This window comes from Ferrovibrio terrae (assembly GCF_943372915.1).
Lineage (GTDB): Bacteria > Pseudomonadota > Alphaproteobacteria > Ferrovibrionales > Ferrovibrionaceae > Ferrovibrio > Ferrovibrio terrae_A.
The window spans coordinates 155,669-173,843 of the sequence record NZ_CALSAN010000004.1 but is presented as its reverse complement, the minus strand read 5'-3'; the positions used below and the strand labels follow the sequence as shown (position 1 = coordinate 173,843).

At 62.1% G+C, this 18,175-nt stretch carries 23 protein-coding genes and 1 tRNA gene; 20 read left to right on the top strand and 4 right to left on the bottom strand.

Translation table 11 applies throughout. From position 1 onward, the window contains the following. The first annotated feature begins 28 nt into the window (after positions 1-28). The 10 genes from nrdR to AAG821_RS04600 all read left to right on the top strand — a co-directional run bounded on the left by nrdR (position 29) and on the right by AAG821_RS04600 (position 9,408). Positions 29-496, top strand: coding sequence for a transcriptional regulator NrdR (nrdR, locus tag AAG821_RS04645; RefSeq protein WP_341898529.1), 468 nt, complete (start codon positions 29-31; stop codon positions 494-496). After that, positions 489-1,607 (top strand): bifunctional diaminohydroxyphosphoribosylaminopyrimidine deaminase/5-amino-6-(5-phosphoribosylamino)uracil reductase RibD, encoded by a 1,119-nt coding sequence (ribD, locus tag AAG821_RS04640; protein WP_341910444.1) that lies wholly within the window; start codon positions 489-491, stop codon positions 1,605-1,607. Before nrdR ends, ribD begins: the two co-directional genes overlap by 8 nt. 10 nt (positions 1,608-1,617) lie before the next feature. Beyond that, on the top strand, positions 1,618-2,214 hold the full coding sequence (locus tag AAG821_RS04635) for a riboflavin synthase (protein ID WP_341910445.1): 597 nt from the start codon (positions 1,618-1,620) through the stop codon (positions 2,212-2,214). After that, positions 2,196-3,341 carry a 3,4-dihydroxy-2-butanone-4-phosphate synthase gene (ribB, locus tag AAG821_RS04630; RefSeq protein ID WP_341910446.1) on the top strand — a complete coding sequence of 382 codons (1,146 nt, stop codon included), beginning with the start codon at positions 2,196-2,198 and terminating at the stop codon, positions 3,339-3,341. Before AAG821_RS04635 ends, ribB begins: the two co-directional genes overlap by 19 nt. Positions 3,342-3,437: 96 nt before the next feature. Further along, positions 3,438-3,902: a 6,7-dimethyl-8-ribityllumazine synthase gene (locus tag AAG821_RS04625; protein ID WP_341910447.1), complete on the top strand. Its 465-nt coding sequence runs from the start codon at positions 3,438-3,440 to the stop codon at positions 3,900-3,902. Then, positions 3,899-4,393 (top strand): transcription antitermination factor NusB, encoded by a 495-nt coding sequence (gene nusB / locus AAG821_RS04620; RefSeq protein ID WP_341910448.1) that lies wholly within the window; start codon positions 3,899-3,901, stop codon positions 4,391-4,393. The genes AAG821_RS04625 and nusB overlap by 4 nt, the downstream gene beginning before the upstream one ends. Positions 4,394-4,400: 7 nt before the next feature. Next, entirely contained in the window at positions 4,401-5,396 is a 996-nt protein-coding gene (gene thiL / locus AAG821_RS04615) for a thiamine-phosphate kinase (RefSeq protein WP_341910449.1), read from the top strand. A gap of 59 nt (positions 5,397-5,455) precedes the next feature. Next, entirely contained in the window at positions 5,456-5,926 is a 471-nt protein-coding gene (locus AAG821_RS04610; protein ID WP_341910450.1) for a hypothetical protein, read from the top strand. A gap of 77 nt (positions 5,927-6,003) precedes the next feature. Next, positions 6,004-7,146, top strand: a complete 1,143-nt coding sequence (locus AAG821_RS04605) for an MFS transporter (RefSeq protein ID WP_341910451.1) — start codon at positions 6,004-6,006, stop codon at positions 7,144-7,146. A 177-nt stretch (positions 7,147-7,323) separates the two neighbouring features. Then, on the top strand, positions 7,324-9,408 hold the full coding sequence (locus AAG821_RS04600) for a sodium-translocating pyrophosphatase (RefSeq protein WP_341910452.1): 2,085 nt from the start codon (positions 7,324-7,326) through the stop codon (positions 9,406-9,408). Between the two features lie 48 nt (positions 9,409-9,456). Here the strand turns inward: AAG821_RS04600 and AAG821_RS04595 are convergent, their stop codons facing one another. Together AAG821_RS04595 and cobS are read right to left on the bottom strand one after the other, a co-directional pair. Beyond that, entirely contained in the window at positions 9,457-9,975 is a 519-nt protein-coding gene (locus tag AAG821_RS04595) for a hypothetical protein (RefSeq protein ID WP_341910453.1), read from the bottom strand. Positions 9,976-9,978: 3 nt separating this feature from the next. Beyond that, positions 9,979-10,830 carry an adenosylcobinamide-GDP ribazoletransferase gene (gene cobS / locus AAG821_RS04590; protein WP_341910454.1) on the bottom strand — a complete coding sequence of 284 codons (852 nt, stop codon included), beginning with the start codon at positions 10,828-10,830 and terminating at the stop codon, positions 9,979-9,981. A 91-nt stretch (positions 10,831-10,921) separates the two neighbouring features. Between cobS and cobT the strand changes: the two genes are divergently transcribed. Further along, entirely contained in the window at positions 10,922-11,941 is a 1,020-nt protein-coding gene (gene cobT / locus AAG821_RS04585; RefSeq protein WP_341910455.1) for a nicotinate-nucleotide--dimethylbenzimidazole phosphoribosyltransferase, read from the top strand. An 11-nt stretch (positions 11,942-11,952) separates the two neighbouring features. On the opposite strand, the gene bamE is transcribed toward cobT, so the two are convergent. Next, on the bottom strand, positions 11,953-12,399 hold the full coding sequence (bamE, locus tag AAG821_RS04580) for an outer membrane protein assembly factor BamE (protein ID WP_341910456.1): 447 nt from the start codon (positions 12,397-12,399) through the stop codon (positions 11,953-11,955). Between the two features lie 98 nt (positions 12,400-12,497). On the opposite strand from bamE, the gene AAG821_RS04575 reads away from it, so the two are divergent. The 9 genes from AAG821_RS04575 to AAG821_RS04535 all read left to right on the top strand — a co-directional run bounded on the left by AAG821_RS04575 (position 12,498) and on the right by AAG821_RS04535 (position 17,918). Beyond that, on the top strand, positions 12,498-13,046 hold the full coding sequence (locus AAG821_RS04575) for a ubiquinol-cytochrome C chaperone family protein (RefSeq protein WP_341910457.1): 549 nt from the start codon (positions 12,498-12,500) through the stop codon (positions 13,044-13,046). A gap of 114 nt (positions 13,047-13,160) precedes the next feature. Beyond that, a complete protein-coding gene (locus tag AAG821_RS04570) occupies positions 13,161-13,730 on the top strand; it encodes a DUF177 domain-containing protein (protein WP_341910458.1) in 570 nt (189 codons plus the stop codon). 114 nt (positions 13,731-13,844) lie between these two features. Further along, positions 13,845-14,030 carry a 50S ribosomal protein L32 gene (gene rpmF / locus AAG821_RS04565; protein ID WP_341894349.1) on the top strand — a complete coding sequence of 62 codons (186 nt, stop codon included), beginning with the start codon at positions 13,845-13,847 and terminating at the stop codon, positions 14,028-14,030. 41 nt (positions 14,031-14,071) lie between these two features. Continuing rightward, the gene (plsX, locus tag AAG821_RS04560) at positions 14,072-15,163 is read left to right on the top strand and encodes a phosphate acyltransferase PlsX (RefSeq protein WP_341910459.1); all 1,092 of its coding nucleotides are present in this window, start codon (positions 14,072-14,074) and stop codon (positions 15,161-15,163) included. Beyond that, on the top strand, positions 15,160-16,131 hold the full coding sequence (locus AAG821_RS04555; RefSeq protein WP_341910460.1) for a beta-ketoacyl-ACP synthase III: 972 nt from the start codon (positions 15,160-15,162) through the stop codon (positions 16,129-16,131). Before plsX ends, AAG821_RS04555 begins: the two co-directional genes overlap by 4 nt. 130 nt (positions 16,132-16,261) lie before the next feature. Next, positions 16,262-16,591, top strand: coding sequence for an integration host factor subunit alpha (locus tag AAG821_RS04550; RefSeq protein ID WP_341910461.1), 330 nt, complete (start codon positions 16,262-16,264; stop codon positions 16,589-16,591). Between the two features lie 30 nt (positions 16,592-16,621). Beyond that, positions 16,622-17,107, top strand: coding sequence for a MerR family transcriptional regulator (locus AAG821_RS04545; RefSeq protein ID WP_341910462.1), 486 nt, complete (start codon positions 16,622-16,624; stop codon positions 17,105-17,107). 130 nt (positions 17,108-17,237) lie between these two features. Next, positions 17,238-17,314 (top strand) — tRNA-Pro (locus tag AAG821_RS04540). Between the two features lie 178 nt (positions 17,315-17,492). Next, positions 17,493-17,918: a hypothetical protein gene (locus tag AAG821_RS04535; RefSeq protein WP_341910463.1), complete on the top strand. Its 426-nt coding sequence runs from the start codon at positions 17,493-17,495 to the stop codon at positions 17,916-17,918. Here the strand turns inward: AAG821_RS04535 and AAG821_RS04530 are convergent. Continuing rightward, complete coding sequence (locus tag AAG821_RS04530; RefSeq protein ID WP_341910464.1) at positions 17,915-18,127, bottom strand: heavy metal-associated domain-containing protein; 213 nt, start codon at positions 18,125-18,127, stop codon at positions 17,915-17,917. The two genes, AAG821_RS04535 and AAG821_RS04530, sit on opposite strands and share 4 nt — an antisense overlap. Positions 18,128-18,175 lie beyond the last annotated feature (48 nt).

The following is an 18,175-nucleotide window of genomic DNA, read 5'->3' as shown; positions in this document are numbered from 1 at the left end:
ATAATCATAAGGCGGGGGAAAACCGACAATGCGTTGTCCGTTCTGCGGCAATGACGACACCCAGGTAAAGGATTCGCGGCCGACCGAGGATAACTCGGCGATCCGCCGCCGGCGCTTCTGTCCCAATTGTGGTGCACGTTTCACCACGTTCGAACGTATTCAGCTGCGCGAGTTGACCGTGCTCAAGAAGAACGGCCTCAAGGCGCCGTTTGATCGCGACAAACTTGCGCGCTCGATCATGATCGCCACGCGCAAGCGGCCGATTGACCCAGAGCGTATCGAGCGCCTGATCAACGGCATCGTGCGCCGCCTGGAAAGCTCGGGCGAGAGCGAGATCAAGTCGGATTCCATTGGCGAGCTGGTGATGGATGGCCTGGCTGCGCTCGACAAGGTGGCCTATGTGCGCTTCGCCTCGGTCTATCGCAATTTCCGCGAGGCCAAGGACTTCGAAGAGTTCATCGGTTCGCTGAGCGGCACCGGCAGCGACGATGACTGACAAGGCCGCTGCCGCCCGGGACGAGCGCTACATGCGCATCGCGCTCGGGTTGGCGGCGCGTGGGCTGGGCAATACCTGGCCCAATCCGGCAGTCGGCTGCGTGATCGTCAAGGATGGGCGCATCGTCGGTCGTGGCTGGACACAGGTCGGAGGCCGGCCCCATGCGGAGACCATGGCGCTGCAGCAGGCCGGCGATGCCGCCCGTGGCGCCACAGCCTATGTCACGCTCGAACCCTGCAGTCACCACGGGCGCACACCGCCGTGTGCCGAGGCGCTGATCGCGGCGGGCATCGCGCGCTGCGTTGCCGCCATGGAAGACCCCGATGCCCGCGTCTCCGGCAAGGGGTTTGAGCTGCTGCGCGATGCTGGTATCGACGTCGTCGATGGCTGTCTTGCGAATGCAGCGGCAGAGGTGAACAACGGTTTCCTGCTCAGCCGGGAACGCAACCGCCCGGCCATTACCCTGAAACTGGCGGTCAGCCTGGATGGCCGTATTGGCACACATTCCGGCGACAGCAAGTGGATCACCAGTCCGGTGGCGCGCATGCGCGCGCATCTGCTGCGCGCCCAGCACGATGCCGTGATGGTGGGCAGCAATACCGCCCTGCAGGACGATCCGGATCTGACCTGCCGCCTGCCGGGCCTGCCCAAGCGCCCCGCCGTTCGGATCATTCTGGATGGTCGCCTGCGACTCAGCCTCACATCCAAGGTGGTGGCCACGGCGAAAACCGCACCGACCTGGATCATCACCCGCGATGATGTCGACCCGATCCGCCGCGAAGCTTTTGCCGATTGCGGCGTCGAGATCATTGCCGTGGAGGCCGATGAAGCCGGTTTTCCCGATCTGCTACAGGCCTTTGCCCAGCTGGCAAAGCGCGGTCTGACCCGGGTGCTGGTCGAAGGTGGCGGCAAACTGGCCGCCAGCCTGGTCCGGGCCGACCTGGTGGATCGCATGATCTGGTTCCGGGCGCCCAGCGTGATCGGCGGCGACGGATTACCGGGAATTGCCGCTTTTGGCATCGATACCGTAGCGGAAGCACCGCGCTGGCAGCGGGTCCGGGCCGATATTCTCGGCGACGACCTGCTGGAAACCTTCGTCCGCCCCAATTAAAACTACCCCTATGTTCACAGGCATTATCACTGATATCGGCACGGTCGTTGCCCGCGAGACCCGCGGCGACACCCATTTCCGCATCCGCACCAGCTACGACACCGCCAGTATTGCCATCGGCACATCGATCGCCTGTGCCGGTGTCTGCTTGACCGTTGTGCAGAAGGGCGCCGACTGGTTCGCCGTCGATGTTTCGGCCGAGACCCTGTCGCGCAGCATGCTGGGGGGGTGGAAGGAAGGCTCCACCATCAATCTGGAACGCAGCCTCAAAGTCGGTGACGAGCTTGGCGGCCATATCGTGTCTGGCCATGTCGATGGCGTGGGCGAGGTGGTCGCGACCCGCATTGAAGGCGAGTCGCTGCGGATCGATTTTCGCGCTCCCGAAGCTCTTGCTGGCTACATCGCCGAAAAAGGCTCTGTCACTATCGATGGCGCTTCGCTGACGGTGAACGGCGTCGATGGAACTGTGTTTGGCGTCAACCTGATCCCGCATACCCAGCAGGTCACCACGCTCGGCAAGCTCAAGGCCGGCGACCGGGTCAATCTGGAAATCGACGTGCTGGCGCGTTACGTGGCGCGACTGCAGCAATGGAGCAAGCCGTCGTGAACAGCATGGACGATATCAAGCGCTACATCGCCTCCGCCGAGGAGATCATCGAAGAGGCCCGCCAGGGCCGCATGGTGATCCTGGTCGACGAGGAAGACCGCGAGAACGAGGGCGATCTCTATATTCCGGCTGAACGAGCCGATGCAGCCGCAATCAATTTCATGGCCAAATATGGCCGTGGCCTGATCTGCCTGACCCTGACCCGACAGCGTATCGAGCAGCTCGGCCTGCCGCTGATGGCCCAGCACAATGCTTCGCGGCATCAGACGGCATTCACGGTTTCCATCGAGGCGCGTGAAGGCGTCACCACCGGTATCTCGGCGGCCGACCGGGCCCAGACCGTGGCGGTGGCGATCGACCCGACGAAGGGCCCGCAGGATATCGCAGTGCCGGGCCATATCTTCCCTCTGATGGCCCGCGATGGGGGCACGCTGGTGCGCGCCGGCCATACCGAAGCCGGCGTGGATATCGCGCGCCTGGCCGGGCTTAATCCCTCTGGCGTGATCTGCGAGATCATGAACGACGACGGCACCATGGCCCGGCTGCCCGATCTGGTGACATTCGCGCAGCTGCATAATCTCAAGATCGGCACCATTGCCGACCTGATCGCCTATCGCCGCCGTCATGACAACCTGATCCAGAAGGTGGTCGAGGGCGAGATCGACAGTGTCTGGGGCGGTAAATTCCGCATGGTGGTGTTCCGCAACCGCGTCGAATATGCCGAGCATATCGCCCTTGTGAAGGGTGATGTCACCGACGGCAAGCCCGTGATGGTGCGCATGCACGCCATGAATGTGCTGGAAGACGTGCTGGGCGATCATGGTGCCCGGTCAGGGGTATTGCATGGTGCCATGCAGATGATTGGCGAGGCGGGACGCGGCGTGGTGGTGCTGATCCGTGAACCCAGGGCCACGGCCCTGTCCGACAACGTGCGGCAGAAGCTGGGCGAAGCGGTTGAAAAGTCAGCGCATCTCCGGGATTATGGCATCGGGGCACAGATCCTGATCGATCTGGGGGTGAAAGACATGATCGTTCTGTCGAATGTCGAGCGCACCATCGTCGGCCTGGAGGGTTATGGCCTCTCGGTAGTCGAGACCCGTCCGATCAAGGTTCGTAGGGAGAGCTGACACATGGTGGCGCGCAAGGGGAAGCCAGCCGGCAAAAAGCCGGCGGCGAAGAAAAAGGCGAGTAAGACACAGCGGTTCTCGAGCCATGAGACCCAGATGTCGCGCGATCTTGCGATCGAAATCCGCAAGCCGCGGGTGCTGATTGTCGAGGCGCGGTTCTATGAGGACATCGCCGATGCGCTGTTCGAAGGCGCCAAGGCGATTATCGAGGCTTCGGATTTCGATTATGACCGGATCGATGTGCCGGGCGCGCTCGAGATTCCGGCAGCCATCCGGTTTGCCATGAACCGCAAGGGTGAGAAGGCCTATGACGGCTTTGTCGCCCTGGGTTGCGTGATCCGCGGCGAGACGGCGCATTTCGATGTCGTCGTGAACGAAAGCGCTCGCGGCCTGCAGCAGCTTGCGATCGACCATCAGCTTTGCATCGGCAACGGCATCATCACCGTTGAGAATGACGCCCAGGCCTGGGACCGTGCCCGCAAGGACCGCCAGGACAAGGGCGGGCAGGCGGCTCTGGCTGCGGTTGCCATGATCGGTCTGAAACAGCTGTTTTCGATATGAGTGAGGGAGGGCAGCGCCGGGGAACACGCAATGATCGACCAGCCGGACGGCGGTCGGTCGCGCGCCTGTTCGCGGTGCAGGCCCTCTACGAAATCGAGTTTGGCGGCGGCAATCCCGAAGCGGTGATTGCCGATTTCCGCACCCATCGGCAGTCCGAGGAAATCGAGGGTGTGCAGATGCGTGAGGCGGATGCCGACTGGTTTGCCGAGATCGTGCGGGGCGTAGCGCGGCAGCAGGCCGAGATCGACCGTGTCATAAAGGATGCCATGCCGCGTGTCGATGCGCTTGATCGCATGGAAGCGATCCTGCGCTATGCACTGCGCTGCTCTGCATATGAAATCATTGCCCGCATCGATGTGCCGGCCACCACGGTCATTGACGAATATCTCGGTATCATCCGTGCTTTTTTTGGCCCGCGCGAAATCAAGCTGGCCAATGGTGTGATCGATGCGGTGGCGCGCAAGCTGCGCCCCGGCGAATTCGCGGCCTGAGGCTGCCATGCCCGGGCAGACGGGCCTCGGCGAGTTCGACCTGATCGCGCGGTATCTCGCGCCCCTGTCTGCTGCTGCGCCAGGCGCGTTCAATCTGGCAGATGATGCGGCTGTCATTCCGGTGCCGCCTGGCGACGATCTGGTGGTCACCACCGATGCCATGATCGAGAGCGTGCATTTCCTGGCCAAGGACGGACCGGAGCGCATTGCCCGCAAGCTGCTGCGGGTAAACCTGTCCGATCTCGCCGCCAAGGGCGCCAGGCCCATCGGCTACCAGCTGATCCTGGGTCTGCCGGCGGTGCCGGATGAGGACTGGCTGCAGCGGTTTTGCAGCGGGCTGCAGCAGGATCAAACGGCCTTCGGTTTTCCGCTATACGGCGGCGATACGGTGCGCGTTCCATCCGGGCTGACGCTTGGCGTCACGGCCTTTGGCAGCCTGCCATCTGGCACCATGCTGCGCCGTTCAGCTGCACAGGCCGGCGACGATCTGTATGTGACCGGCAGTATCGGCGATGCCGCGCTTGGGCTTGAAACCAAGCTGAATCACCGGCTGTTTTCATCTGCAGCCATGATGTTTTTCGACTCCCGGCTGCATCTGCCGACCCCACGCCTGGCCTTCGGTCAGGGATTGCGCGGGATCGCCCATGCCGCAATGGATGTTTCGGATGGCCTGGTACAGGATGCGGGACATATTGCCGCTGCATCGGGTCTTCAAGCGATAATCACGGCTGATGCCGTGCCACTGTCGTTGGCGACGCGGCAGGCTGTTCAGGACGATCCAATGCTTTTATCGGCCGTTCTCAGTGGCGGGGATGATTACGAGTTATTGTTCACCGCGTCCCCCCTGCAGCAGCCGGCCTTGGCAGCCCTGTCGCAATCTAGCGGTCTGGCCATCACGCGGATTGGCCGGATGGTGGCGGGGCAGGGCGTGATCCTGCAGGACAAGGCGGGCGCTCCGGTGGCCTTGGAGCATGGCGGATTCCAGCATTTCGGCAGATCGTAAGGCCGGAATGGACTACACTGCGCGAACCTGTACTGGGCGGAATCGGTGGAGATTGGCATTTGCGTAAAGTCGGTCTGATCATTCTGGGTCTGGTCGTGCTGCTGTCGCTGGCTGGTGGCGGGGCGGCGGTGTACCTGCTGGTGCTTGCCCCGAAGCCGCAGAACGAAGCCGCGATCGATCCGTCCGATCCGCCACCTGAAGCACCGGCCAAACGACCTGCCTTCATTCCGCTGGAACCCTTCAGCGTTTATGTCGTGCCGGAAGGGCAGAAGCCGCGTGAAGTGATGGTGATCCTGCATCTCGAAGTTCCACCCGACAATGTGCCGATGGTGAACGAGAAGATGCATCTGTTGCGGGACCGCTATATCCGCGAGCTGCTCAAGGGCAAGCCGCTCGAGGTGCCGGCACGCTTCACCGGCAAGGATCTGTATCCGCTGCGCGACAGTCTGCGCGGCCCGACGGAAGAAGTTCTTGGCAAAGGTGTAGTGACGCAGGTTCTGCTTCTGAATATTATTGCCCAGTTGAAATAAGTAGAATCGGTCCGTCTCCCATGACAACGCAGTCGCCGGCCGCCGCAAGGCGGAACGTGTTCATTCTTGCCACCTGTATGGCATTGGCAAATTCCGCGACCACGTTGCAGGTCACGCTCGGCGGCCTGGTCGGCTTCCTGCTGGTCGAAGACAAGGCGCTGGCAACGCTGCCGGTCACCTTCGTGGTCGGCGGCACCGCGCTCGCCACCATTCCGGCCTCAATGCTGATGCGATGGGTGGGGCGCCAGTTCGGTTTCATGATCGGCTGCCTGATCGGTATCAGCGGCTCGCTAATTGCCGCCCTGGGCGTCTATCTCGCGCATTTCTGGCTGTTCTGCCTGGGCGCCTTCGTGTTTGGCGCTTCTGTGGCGTTTACCCAGCTCTACCGCTTTGCTGCTGCTGATGTCGTGCCGGCTGAAATGAAGAGCCGGGCGATTTCCTGGGTCATGGTTGGTGGACTGGTCTCGGCTTTTGCGGGCCCGGAAATCGCGAAGCATACGCGTGAAATCCTCTCGCCTTACCTGTTCCTGGGCTCCTATCTGGTTGCGGCATCGCTGCCGGTCCTGGTGCTCGCGATTCTGACCACCATCCGGCTGCCCAGGCCCACTGTCGCCGAGTTGCGCGAGCCAGGCCGCCCGCTGGCTGAAATTGTGCGCCAGCCAGCCTTCGTGGTGGCCGCAATGGCGGGCATGTTCGGCTATGGGGTGATGAACCTGCTGATGACCGCCACGCCTCTGGCCATGCAGATCTGCGAGCATCCCTTTGCCGATGCGGCCACGGTGATCCAATGGCATGTCTTCGGCATGTTCTTTCCCAGCTTTTTCACCGGCAGCCTGATCGCGCGTTTTGGCGCCCTGCGTATTATCGTGGTTGGTGCGATCTTGAACCTGGCTTGCATTGCCGTGGCCCTGAACGGCGTCGCAGTGCTCAATTTCCAGGCCTCCCTGCTGATCCTCGGGGTCGGCTGGAACTTCATGTATATCGGCGGCACATCGTTGCTGACCGAGGTGTATCGGCCATCGGAGCGCAACAAGACACAGGCCCTGAACGACTTTCTGGTCTTCGGTACGGTCGCCCTGGCATCCCTGGGCTCGGGGAAACTGCTGTATCACTGGGGCTGGGATTTCGTGCCGCTTTCGGCCCTGCCGTTCATCCTGATCGCCGGCCTGGCCGCCGTCTGGTTGATGCTGCAAAAGCGCCGGGCCGCTGTTGCGGCATAAGCTGCGGAAAAATCAGCCATATTGCGCCGCAAGCGCATCTCTGGCATAACGACTCTCGTCCTGCCCCAGACCGAGTCTGGGGCCAATAATGGTAGCAGTCGCAGTACCCCGCCTGGGCCGCACTGCCCGGTCGGGTAAGTCTCGATTAAATAATCTGAGGAACGAAGGGAAACGCTCATGACGGAGTTGTGGTTCGCCATCGCCTGTGGCGTGTTGGCGCTGTTATACGGAATCTGGACGTCGCGTTCGGTGCTGGCTGAGTCAGCCGGCAATGCGCGCATGCAGGAAATCGCTGCGGCCATTCAGGAAGGCGCGTCCGCCTATCTCAATCGCCAGTATCGCACCATCGGCGTTGTCGGCCTTGTGGTCGCGGTCATTCTTGCCTTCACGCTCGGCCTGAAAGTCGCCATCGGCTTCATCATCGGTGCCGTGCTTTCCGGCGCTGCTGGCTACATCGGCATGAACGTGTCTGTCCGCGCCAACGTGCGCACGGCAGAAGGCGCGCGCAAGGGCATGGAGCATGCACTGAGCATTGCCTTCAAGTCTGGTGCGGTCACCGGCATGCTGGTGGTCGGCCTCGCGCTGCTCGGCGTGGCCATCTATTACGTCGTGCTGCTCAAGATGGGTGCGCCGATCCGTGAAATGGTCGATGCCTTGGTGGCACTCGGCTTCGGCTCGTCGCTGATCTCGATCTTCGCCCGTCTGGGCGGCGGTATCTTCACCAAGGGCGCCGATGTCGGCGCCGACCTCGTTGGCAAGGTGGAAGCCGGGATCCCGGAAGATGATCCGCGCAACCCGGCGGTGATCGCCGATAACGTGGGCGACAATGTCGGCGATTGCGCCGGTATGGCCGCCGATCTGTTCGAGACCTATGCGGTGACCATCGTCGCCACCATGGTGCTCGCGTCTATCTACTTCGCCACCGATGCCGCACTGATGGCAAAGGTCATGGCCTATCCGCTGGTGATTGCAGGCGCCTGCATCATCACCTCGGTGATCGGCACCTACTTCGTGCGCCTTGGCAAGAGCCAGAACATCATGGGCGCGCTCTACAAGGGCCTGATTGTCACCGGCATCCTGTCGGCGGTCGCGCTGTGGCCGATCACCGATTACATGCTGGGCATGAACGTTAAGATGACCGCCGGTACCGCCACCTTCACGGGCACAAGCCTGTTCTGGTGCGGCATCATCGGCCTGCTGGTCACGGCCGCCATCGTCTGGGCGACCGAGTATTACACCAGCACGGAGTACCGCCCGGTGCGCAGCGTGGCGCAGGCCTCGACCACCGGTCACGGCACCAACGTCATCCAGGGCCTCGCGGTCTCGATGGAAGCAACGGCGCTGCCGGCGCTGTTCATCGTGGTCGGCATCATCTCCACCTACATGCTGGCAGGCCTGTTCGGCATTGCCATTGCTGTGACGACCATGCTGGCGCTGGCCGGCATGGTGGTGGCGCTCGATGCCTATGGCCCGGTCACCGACAATGCCGGCGGCATCGCCGAAATGTCGGATCTGCCCAAGGATGTGCGCAAGACCACCGACGCCCTCGATGCGGTCGGCAATACCACCAAGGCCGTGACCAAGGGCTATGCCATCGGTTCGGCCGGCTTCGGCTCGCTGGTGCTGTTTGCCTGCTACACCGAGGATCTGAAGTATTTCTTCAAGGGCGTTACGATCGATTTCTCCCTGAGCAACCCGTATGTCGTGGTTGGCCTGCTGATCGGCGGTTTGCTGCCGTATCTGTTTGGCGCCATGGGCATGACGGCGGTCGGCCGCGCGGCCGGTTCGGTCGTCGTGGAAGTGCGGCGGCAGTTCAAGGAAATCCCGGGCATCATGGAAGGCACGGCGAAGCCTGATTATTCCAAGGCTGTCGACCTGCTGACCAAGGCGGCGATCAAGGAAATGATCATTCCGAGCCTGCTGCCGGTGCTCAGCCCGATCGTGCTGTACTTCATCATCAACGTCATTGCTGGCCAGGCTGCAGCCTTTGCTGCTGTCGGCGCCATGCTGCTGGGCGTGATCGTCACCGGCATCTTCGTCGCCATCTCGATGACGGCGGGCGGCGGTGCGTGGGACAATGCCAAGAAGTACATCGAGGAAGGCCATCACGGCGGCAAGGGCTCGGATGCCCATAAGGCTGCCGTGACCGGCGATACGGTCGGCGATCCCTACAAGGACACGGCTGGTCCGGCCGTGAATCCGCTGATCAAGATCACCAACATCGTTGCCCTTCTGCTGCTCGCCATCCTGGCGCACGGCTAAGGGAAGCATCACGACGAATGGAGAGGGCCGGGGAAACCCGGCCCTTTTTCATTTCGGCAAGTCGAAGCCGTGTCTGCGATTGATGGTTGCGATCTCGATCTCGTCTTTCAGTAAGGTGGCGTAGATCCAGCGATAGTAAGGCTGTGTAGCGAGAAGTTCTCGCGTCCGTGTTGATCCAATGCAGCTTTCGAGTGCGCCTAACTCCAGCCAATTTACAATAAAATGCAAATAGACCGAGAAACGGTTATGTGCACTCTCTGCGCCACCGACGGGGACTTCAGGATAGCGGTCGATGAAATCGGCAACCGCGCGGTACATGCCGGCTTCGTTTCCACTTACATGCCAGTGCATCTGTTCATGCAAAAAACCGGCTAAGTATCGATCTGGCTCATCTGTGAATTCGGTGTTGAGAGTCAGAATGGGGTGACTATGCGGAATGATATCCGGTTCAATCCGGATATGTCTGGTCAATAGAAAGCGGTCAAGCGTGTAGCGGCTTAGCAGCATGCGTAGTGTTGCTTCCGCCGGTGCAGTGCGGGCCAGATCACCGATGCATTCGATCAGCAAAGGTCAGACCACCAGGGTCGTGATGCTGATCGCCAGCAGGGCGCCGATCTCGGTCACTTGCTGCGTGGCGCCCAGCACATCGCCAGTATGGCCACGAATCTGCCAGTAGGCAATCAGGGCAACCACAAGGGTCAGAACGGCCACCGTCGCGCAGACGATGACAAAGCCCAGGCCCGGCAGCAGCAGAATGGCTATGGCCACGGCAAGCAGGACCGCGGCCATGGCAGCGCCAAACGGCACCGTGCCGCTGCTGGCGGCGAGGCCATCGCTGCGGGCTGCTGGCAACAGATACCAGGCCATGGCCATGGCGGCGCGTGACAGGGTACCAGATACGACCAGCGCCACGGTGATCGCGGCATTGTGGCTGATCGTCTCGTCAACCTCGTCGCTGATCGGCAGCAGGTTGCTGGCCAGTTCCTGCAAGGCGGAGAAACGCAGGCAGAGAGCCAGCACCAGTGCGATCACGCCATAGGTGCCGATCCGGCTGTCGCGCATGATCTCCAGCTTGCGCTCGCGGCTGCGACCGCCACCGAAACCATCGGCCATGTCGGCCAGGCCGTCTTCGTGCAGGGCACCGGTCAGCAGGATCTGGCTGCCCATGGCCAGAAGGGTGGCGCTCGATATGCCAAGCCCCAGGCTGCTGGCGATCATGAAGACGCCACCGCCAGTGAGGCCGGCCAGCACGCCGATCAGGGGGAAAATCCAGACTGCGCGTGCCACACCGCCAGACGGAGGTGCTGCCTCGCTGCGGCCCGCCGGCAGCGGCAGACGTGTCAGCAGCATCAGGGCGAGACGCAGGTCGCTCAGCCAGCGGTGTCTGCGGCGTGGTTGTTGGGTCTGGGGGCTATCGGTCATGACTGCGTTGCGGCGGGGATTGTCCTGGCTTATAGCACGCAGGCAGCCTTGAGGCGAAGCATGGGCGAAACTTGGCAGGCGTGATCGAAGCATGACCGGTGGTTTTCAGGACAGGGCAGGGATTATCGCAGCGGTGGCACAGTTGCCGTCGGTTGATTCGGCATCGATGGCGGCGGCAAGGAAACGTGATGCAGAGCTGACCAAGCCGGCCGGTGCGTTGGCGCGACTGGAAGGCTGCATCGAGCATCTTGCCGGCTGGCAGGGGCGCGCCATCCCCCAGCTAAACGCGGTCAGCATTCTGATCTTTGCCGGTAATCACGGCGTGACGGCACGGGGGGTCTCGGCCTATCCGGCCGAGGTCACGGTTCAGATGGTGGCGAATTTCGAGCGTGGCGGCGCTGCGATCAACCAATTGGCCAGACTGCATGGCGCGGCACTGTCGGTTACGGCGCTCGATCTTGAGAACCCCACCGCCGATTTCACGGCGGCTCCGGCGATGGACGATGCCGCATGGCTTGACGCGATCAATCGCGGCGTGGCGGCCGTTCCCGCCCAGGCCGATCTGGTCATCCTGGGCGAGATGGGCATCGGTAATACGACAGCGGCGGCGGCACTCGCTGCTGCGCTGTATGGCGGCGATGCAGCCAGCTGGGTCGGGCCCGGTACCGGTGTGGCCGGCGCCGCGCTCGCGGCGAAACTTGCCACTGTCGATGCGGCTTTGTCATTCCACGGCCCGTCGCTGACCGATCCGCTGGAGGCCTTGCGCCGGGTCGGTGGTCGTGAGCTTGCCGCGCTGTTCGGTGCGCTGCTGGCGGCGCGTCAGCGCCGCATTCCCGTGCTGCTGGATGGCTTTGTTGTCGGCGCTGCTGCAGCCGTGCTGGCCAGGCTTGCGCCGGGTGGCCTCGACCATTGCCTGGCCGGGCATGTTTCAGCCGAACCGGGGCATCGTCGCCTGCTGCAGGCGCTCAATCAGAAACCGCTGCTTGATCTTGGCATGCGATTGGGTGAGGGGTCGGGGGCGGCGGTTGCTCTGGGGCTGCTCAAGGCTGCCGTCGCCTGCCATGCCGGCATGGCGACCTTTGCCGAGGCGAGTGTCAGCAATCGCGCGTAAATGAGAGCTGGTTACTTGGCGCCGGTCGAGTTGAAGCGGCCGAGATTGCCGAACAGCTGTTCAAGGAATGTCAGTTCCTTGCCACGCGTCGGCGTCTCGCGATCGACAAATGCAATCTGTTTGCCGTCCTTGAGGCCGTAGCGCTTGATCTCCTTGACCCTGCTATCCTTGTCGAAGGCGATGGCAAGCACCTGCTGGTCGATCAGCTCTGGCGCCAGGAAGGCCACCGTATCTGTCTGGCTGGAGATGTAGTAGTAGACCGTGCCCCAGTCGGGGAAAGTCGAAATGGTGGAGGGAGAACCCAGCAGGGCATTGACCTGCGCTTCACTGCTCTCGCCGACCTTGACCAGGTTGACCTTTTCTTCCTCGATCGTGATGCCACGATAATCCTGCCGGGGCGCACAGGCGGCAGCCCCAAGAAGCAGTACGGCGGCAATTGCTGTAAAACGGATCGACATGCGGAAGACTCGCTATAACGCGGGCCGCATATTATCTTCACCCGCCCCGAAACGCAAACCGACCGCAGTAAACACCAGCTTTTATAAAGCAAAGGCATATGCTTAATCGGCTTATCTCATATCTCAGTGGAAAGCAGAACGAGACCGCGGCGGTGATGCTGTATCGCCAGATCGTGGCACAGGCCCGGCAGCCGGCCTTCTATGGCCGCCATGGCGTGCCCGACAGCCTGGACGGTCGCTTCGACATGATCGTGCTGCACAGCTTTCTGGTCATGCGCCGGCTGCGCCGCAGCGGTACGGAGGCCGCGAAAGAGCTGAGTCAGCAACTGTTCGATCTCCAATTTGCCGATATGGACAACAGCCTGCGCGAGATCGGTGTGGGCGATCTGGGTGTCAGCAAGCGGGTCAAGGTCATGGCCCAGGCCTTCTTCGGCAGGGTCGAGGCCTACGAGGCCGGCCTGAATGCCGAGGATGACCACGTTCTGGCAGAGGCCCTGACTCGCAACCTGTATGGCACGAGTCAGCCCCCTGCAGCGGGACTGGCGGCCGTCGCGACCTACATGCGCATGACCGACCAGCGACTGGCACAGCAGCCGGACGACAGTATTTTGGCCGGAAACGTGGATTTTCTGCCGCCGCCGGCCTGACGGGATCTGCCCCTGCAGCGGTTGACCGCTGCGGCACTTGCCCCTATGTTCCGCCGCCTTGACCGCCGGACCGCCAAAACGGCCCGGATGGGCAGGCTGCATGAGGAATTTGCCGTGTCGAAGGACGAACCTGGCAAGGAATTCAGCCATGTCGTCGAGGTCGACCGGATCGGTCCCCAGGGGTTGCATGTGCAGCTGGAGGCCGACCAGGCCACCTGCGTCGCCCTGGCCCGACGGATGCGTATCCTTGCCGTATTGGCCCTGAAAGCTGATCTGCGGGTCTTTCCGGATCGGGGTGTTGCCGGCCAGTATCAGGTGACCGGCAGCCTGGAGGCCGAGGTAGAGCAGGCCTGCGTAGCGTCTCTGGAGCCGGTGCGCGAGGTTGTAAGCGAAGCGGTTGTACGGCACTTCGCGCCGGAAACCGCCGTCACCCCCAAGGCCGATCTGGCCGAGGATGAGGCGGAATGGCTCGATCCGGAAGCGGATGATCCGGCAGACCCCATCGTCGGGGGCCAGATTGATCTGGGCGCGGTGGTGGCCGAGGAACTGGCGCTGGGGCTGAACCCCTATCCGCGCAAGCCCGAAGCAGGCCTGCCGGACGGCTACAAGCCGGATGTGGAAGTGGATGCCAAAATCAGCCCCTTTGCCGCTCTGGCAAAGCTGAAGATGGCGAAAAAGGATTGAGGCGAAAGCGCTTGGCCCCCGGGCGCACCGAGAGTATATAGGCGGGGATTCTGAGCCGGGGCGGGACAACGCGTTACGCGAACCGCACCGTGCGAATTGTGAGAGAGATGTGTCATGGCCGTTCCGAAGAAGAAGAAGTCGAAGTCCCGCCGCGATCAGGGCCGTTCGCATGATGCGCTGAAGACCAGCGCCCATGTCGAATGCTCGAATTGCGGTGAGCTGAAGCGTCCTCACCATGTGTGTGGCGCCTGCGGTCATTATGACGGCCGCGAAGTCGTGGCGAAGACGGCCGCCGCCTGAGCCCGCTCAGGCATTCGCACTGAACGATCGTAGGCAACGGGATGACCGCGGCCGTGACGATTGCGCTCGACGCCATGGGCGGGGATCATGCCCCCGACGCGGTGATCAAGGGCGCCGCAGCACTGCTCACGCGTTTTCCGCAGGTCAAGTACATCCTGTTCGGTGATGCCGCGCAGGTCGAACCCCTGTTGCGCAAATTCCCGGCGCTGAAAGATCGCAGCGAACTAAGGCATACCGCTGAGCAGGTTGCCAGCGACGACAAGCCGAGTCAGGCCCTGCGCCGTGGGCGCAACACCAGCATGCGCCTGGCCATCGATGCCGTCGCCAATGGCGAGGCACAGGCGGTGGTGTCGTCGGGCAATACCGGCGCGCTGATGGCGATGGCGAAATTCGTGCTGCGCACCTTGCCCGGCATCGAGCGCCCGGCCATCGCATCCTTCCTGCCGACCCAGAAGGGCGAGACGGTTGTTCTCGATCTTGGCGCCAATGTCGAATGCGACGCCAAGAATCTGGTGCAGTTCGCCGTCATGGGCGCAAATCTGGCGCATTCGGCGCTCGGCCGGCATCGTCCGCGCGTGGGCCTGCTGAATGTCGGCGTTGAAGACGTGAAGGGCCATGACGAAGTGAAGGCCGCTGCGGAAATTCTGCGCGCCGTCAAAAATCCGCCCTTCGAGTTCGTTGGCTTTGTCGAAGGCAACGATATCGGCGGCGGCAGTGTCGATGTGATTGTCACCGATGGTTTCACTGGCAATATTGCGCTGAAGACGGTGGAGGGTACGGCGAAGCTGATGTCTTCGCTGCTGCGCTCGGCGTTTCAACGCTCGATCTTCACCAAGATCGGCTATCTGTTTGCCAGCGCCGGCCTGGCTATGCTGCGCGATCGCATGGATCCACGCTTTTACAACGGCGGCGTGCTGCTCGGTCTGAATGGCATCACTGTAAAAAGTCACGGCGGGACCGATGATGTCGGTTTCGCCTCGGCGCTGGAATTGGCCATCGATATGGCGCAGGATCGCCTGATCGACCGTATCAAGGCCGATTTCTCGGGCGCCTTCGCCGAATCACTGGTCAAGCAGCCGGTGAATGGCAGTGCAGCCGAGGACGAACAAGAGTCGAGTGTGAGGGCTGGATGATTCGCTCGGTTGTGGTGGGGTGTGGCAGTTATCTGCCAGAGCGGATTCTGACCAATGCCGATCTCGCCAAGATCGTCGATACATCCGATGAATGGATTATCGAGCGCAGCGGCATCCGCCAGCGCCACATTGCCGCCGATGGCGAACTGACTTCCGATCTTGCCCTGAAAGCTTCACAGGCAGCACTGGCCAATGCCGGGCTGACGGCGGCCGATGTCGACCTCATCGTGCTGGCCACGGCCACGCCGGACGAGACTTTTCCCGCCACCGCCTGCCGTGTGCAGACCGGCTTAGGGATGACGCGTGGCTTTGCCTTCGATGTGCAGGCGGTTTGTTCGGGTTTCATATATGCACTCGCCACCGCGGATAACTTCATCAAGGCCGGCCAGGCCAAGACCGCGCTGGTGATCGGCGCCGAAACCTTCTCGCGCATCCTCGACTGGACGGATCGCACCACCTGCGTGCTCTTTGCCGATGGCGCCGGCGCGATTGTGCTGCAGGCGCAGGAGGGCAAAGGCACGATCGAGGACCGGGGCGTGCTAACCACCCATCTGCATTCGGATGGTCGCCATCACGACCTGCTCTATGTCGACGGCGGCCCGTCCAGCACTCAGACCACCGGCAAACTGCGTATGCTGGGCAAGGAAGTGTTCCGCCATGCCGTGGTCAATCTGGCGGACGTGGTGAAGGAAACGCTGGCGGCGGTCGACATGACCGCAGACCAGATCGACTGGCTGGTGCCGCACCAGGCCAACAAACGGATTATTGACGGTACCGCCCGCAAGCTGGGCATGAGCACCGACAAGGTGGTTCTGACCGTCGAGCGCCATGGCAACACCTCGGCCGCGTCCGTGCCCCTGGCACTGGCCGAAGCGACCGCCGATGGCCGGATCAAGCCCGGCCAGGTCGTGCTTCTGGAGGCCATGGGCGGCGGTTTTACCTGGGGCAGCGCCCTGGTGCGCTGGTAAAGCCCGTTTCAGACCCCGATTCCAGCCAACCCTCTGATTCGGGGGTACGATTCGCCCAAGGTCTTGTTGACGACCGCCTGGGCTTAAGTTAGCGTCGCCACTATAAAATTTAGAAAAAGGGGCGTTGGCGATGAGCGAGAATACCCTGACGCGGGCGCAACTCAGCGAAGCGATCTACCAGGAGGTTGGCCTCTCGCGCAGCGAGTCCGCCCAGCTGGTGGAAACCGTGCTGAATGAAATCATCGACAGCCTGATTGCCGACCATATGGTCAAGATCTCGTCCTTCGGCACCTTCCAGGTGCGCTCCAAGGGCGGACGCATGGGCCGCAACCCCAAAACCGGCCAAGAAGTGCCGATTGATCCGCGCAAAGTGCTGGTTTTCCGCGCCAGTCATGTGCTGAAAGAAAAGATCAATGCCGGCATGCATGTCGCGTCGCAGCAGGTTAAAAGCGGTTCGTAAGCTGCCGTTTTTCCTGTATGATTGTGTTTGATGGCGACTCAGTCCGAAGCACCGGAAAAACTATCCAGAAGTAAAACCGACGCAGCCTTCCGCACCATCGGCGAAGTCGCCGAACAGCTGGATCTGCCGCAGCATGTGTTGCGATTCTGGGAAAAGAAATTCCATCAGGTCAGGCCGGTAAAGCGCAATGGCGGTCGTCGCTATTACCGCGGCGAGGACATTGCCCTTCTGGCCGAAATCCGCGCCCTGCTGCATGAACAGGGCTACACCATCAAGGGTGTGCAAAAGCTCCTCCGTGAGGGTGGCCTAGCCAAGGCGGTGCGCGCCCGGGGCAAGGCAAGCCACGCAAGCACACCGCAGGCGCCGGCCGCAGCCAAACCGCAGGCATCCGATCGCCAGATCGGTATTCCCTTCGACCTGCTGAATGACATGGGCAGTCTCAAGCAGGCACTGAAAAGCTGCCTGAAGGAACTGGAAGGCATCCACGCCGACATCGTGGCCCGCCAGAAACGCTGACCGGCACCAACGCGCTACGATCCAGTATTTTCAAGGGTTTTGGCGTGGTTGCGCCCGGGGGAGGGCGTGGCTATAGTGCGCGCCGCTTCGCAACGCCGCCTGCTTACCCGGCCGCCTTGCAAAGCCCGGTCGGACTGTAGCGCAGTCTGGTAGCGCACTTGTCTGGGGGACAAGGGGTCGTGGGTTCAAATCCCGCCAGTCCGACCATTTCTTTCCTGCATTTCATCCATCCAGGACTGCTCGTGCCGCGGCACGCTCCCCGGAAAGCCGGGGTGTCACACTGCAACCCGGTTTTTCCGGCAGCACCACCTATGCGTCTAATACAATATTAACCATACTGACGCTCCACTGCCTGCGGCCGGTTCGCTGCGGACTCGGAGGGGCAATGCAGGCGCAGGATTTATCCACTCCGACGACCGAGGTTCGCCTGGGCGACCGGGCTGATTACGTCGATATCCGTGTCAAAGATGGCCTGCTGCTGATTGAGGTGGTCGGTGCCCCTGACACCGGCAAAATCTACCAGGCCATGCAGCAGGGTTTCACGGCCGGCTGGATACACACCGAAATGCCAACCCTGGTCGACGTATCGGATTTCCATGGCCGTATCGACTGGACTGCCATCAAGGGACTCAGCCAAATGGCTGATTGGGGCAGCAAAAGCGATACGCCATCGCGCGTGGCTTATATCAGCCCCGATCCATTTTTCGCGCTGGTGGTGAAGGCCGTCAGCATTCTGTTCACGCGCTCCACGCATCGCCTGTTCGCCGACCGGCAAGCTGCCCTGCGGTGGCTGCGGGCGCTGCCGAACTAGCGGCTGCCGGTCTCCAGGATACCGTAACCGGCATCGCGGATCGCATTGCGCACGGTTGCCTGGGCTGTCGTCGGCAGGGCGTTGAAACGGACCTGGTTGCGGGCGAGGTCGACCTCGAAGGGGATGCCAGGGGCGGCGAGACCGATCGCAGTGCTGATCGCCCGTTTGCAAGCTTCGCAGGTCATGCCTTCAATACTCAAAACATACATAAGCGAACTCCGAACGGGACTGCGCGCACTATAGGGCAGGGAGGGTGT

What these genes read in the sequence shown, in the direction of transcription:
- AAG821_RS04625 (WP_341910447.1), top strand. Translation starts at nt 3,438, where the DNA reads ATGTCGCGCGATCTTGCGATCGAAATCCGCAAGCCGCGGGTGCTGATT.
- AAG821_RS04535 (WP_341910463.1), top strand. Translation starts at nt 17,493, where the DNA reads ATGCAGGCGCAGGATTTATCCACTCCGACGACCGAGGTTCGCCTGGGC.
- rpmF (WP_341894349.1), top strand. Translation starts at nt 13,845, where the DNA reads ATGGCCGTTCCGAAGAAGAAGAAGTCGAAGTCCCGCCGCGATCAGGGC.
- cobT (WP_341910455.1), top strand. Translation starts at nt 10,922, where the DNA reads ATGACCGGTGGTTTTCAGGACAGGGCAGGGATTATCGCAGCGGTGGCA.
- AAG821_RS04575 (WP_341910457.1), top strand. Translation starts at nt 12,498, where the DNA reads ATGCTTAATCGGCTTATCTCATATCTCAGTGGAAAGCAGAACGAGACC.
- AAG821_RS04605 (WP_341910451.1), top strand. Translation starts at nt 6,004, where the DNA reads ATGGCATTGGCAAATTCCGCGACCACGTTGCAGGTCACGCTCGGCGGC.
- ribD (WP_341910444.1), top strand. Translation starts at nt 489, where the DNA reads ATGACTGACAAGGCCGCTGCCGCCCGGGACGAGCGCTACATGCGCATC.
- bamE (WP_341910456.1), bottom strand. Translation starts at nt 12,399, where the DNA reads ATGTCGATCCGTTTTACAGCAATTGCCGCCGTACTGCTTCTTGGGGCT.
- AAG821_RS04545 (WP_341910462.1), top strand. Translation starts at nt 16,622, where the DNA reads ATGGCGACTCAGTCCGAAGCACCGGAAAAACTATCCAGAAGTAAAACC.
- cobS (WP_341910454.1), bottom strand. Translation starts at nt 10,830, where the DNA reads ATGACCGATAGCCCCCAGACCCAACAACCACGCCGCAGACACCGCTGG.
- ribB (WP_341910446.1), top strand. Translation starts at nt 2,196, where the DNA reads ATGGAGCAAGCCGTCGTGAACAGCATGGACGATATCAAGCGCTACATC.
- AAG821_RS04555 (WP_341910460.1), top strand. Translation starts at nt 15,160, where the DNA reads ATGATTCGCTCGGTTGTGGTGGGGTGTGGCAGTTATCTGCCAGAGCGG.
- nrdR (WP_341898529.1), top strand. Translation starts at nt 29, where the DNA reads ATGCGTTGTCCGTTCTGCGGCAATGACGACACCCAGGTAAAGGATTCG.
- AAG821_RS04530 (WP_341910464.1), bottom strand. Translation starts at nt 18,127, where the DNA reads ATGTATGTTTTGAGTATTGAAGGCATGACCTGCGAAGCTTGCAAACGG.
- plsX (WP_341910459.1), top strand. Translation starts at nt 14,072, where the DNA reads ATGACCGCGGCCGTGACGATTGCGCTCGACGCCATGGGCGGGGATCAT.
- nusB (WP_341910448.1), top strand. Translation starts at nt 3,899, where the DNA reads ATGAGTGAGGGAGGGCAGCGCCGGGGAACACGCAATGATCGACCAGCC.
- AAG821_RS04635 (WP_341910445.1), top strand. Translation starts at nt 1,618, where the DNA reads ATGTTCACAGGCATTATCACTGATATCGGCACGGTCGTTGCCCGCGAG.
- thiL (WP_341910449.1), top strand. Translation starts at nt 4,401, where the DNA reads ATGCCCGGGCAGACGGGCCTCGGCGAGTTCGACCTGATCGCGCGGTAT.
- AAG821_RS04600 (WP_341910452.1), top strand. Translation starts at nt 7,324, where the DNA reads ATGACGGAGTTGTGGTTCGCCATCGCCTGTGGCGTGTTGGCGCTGTTA.
- AAG821_RS04550 (WP_341910461.1), top strand. Translation starts at nt 16,262, where the DNA reads ATGAGCGAGAATACCCTGACGCGGGCGCAACTCAGCGAAGCGATCTAC.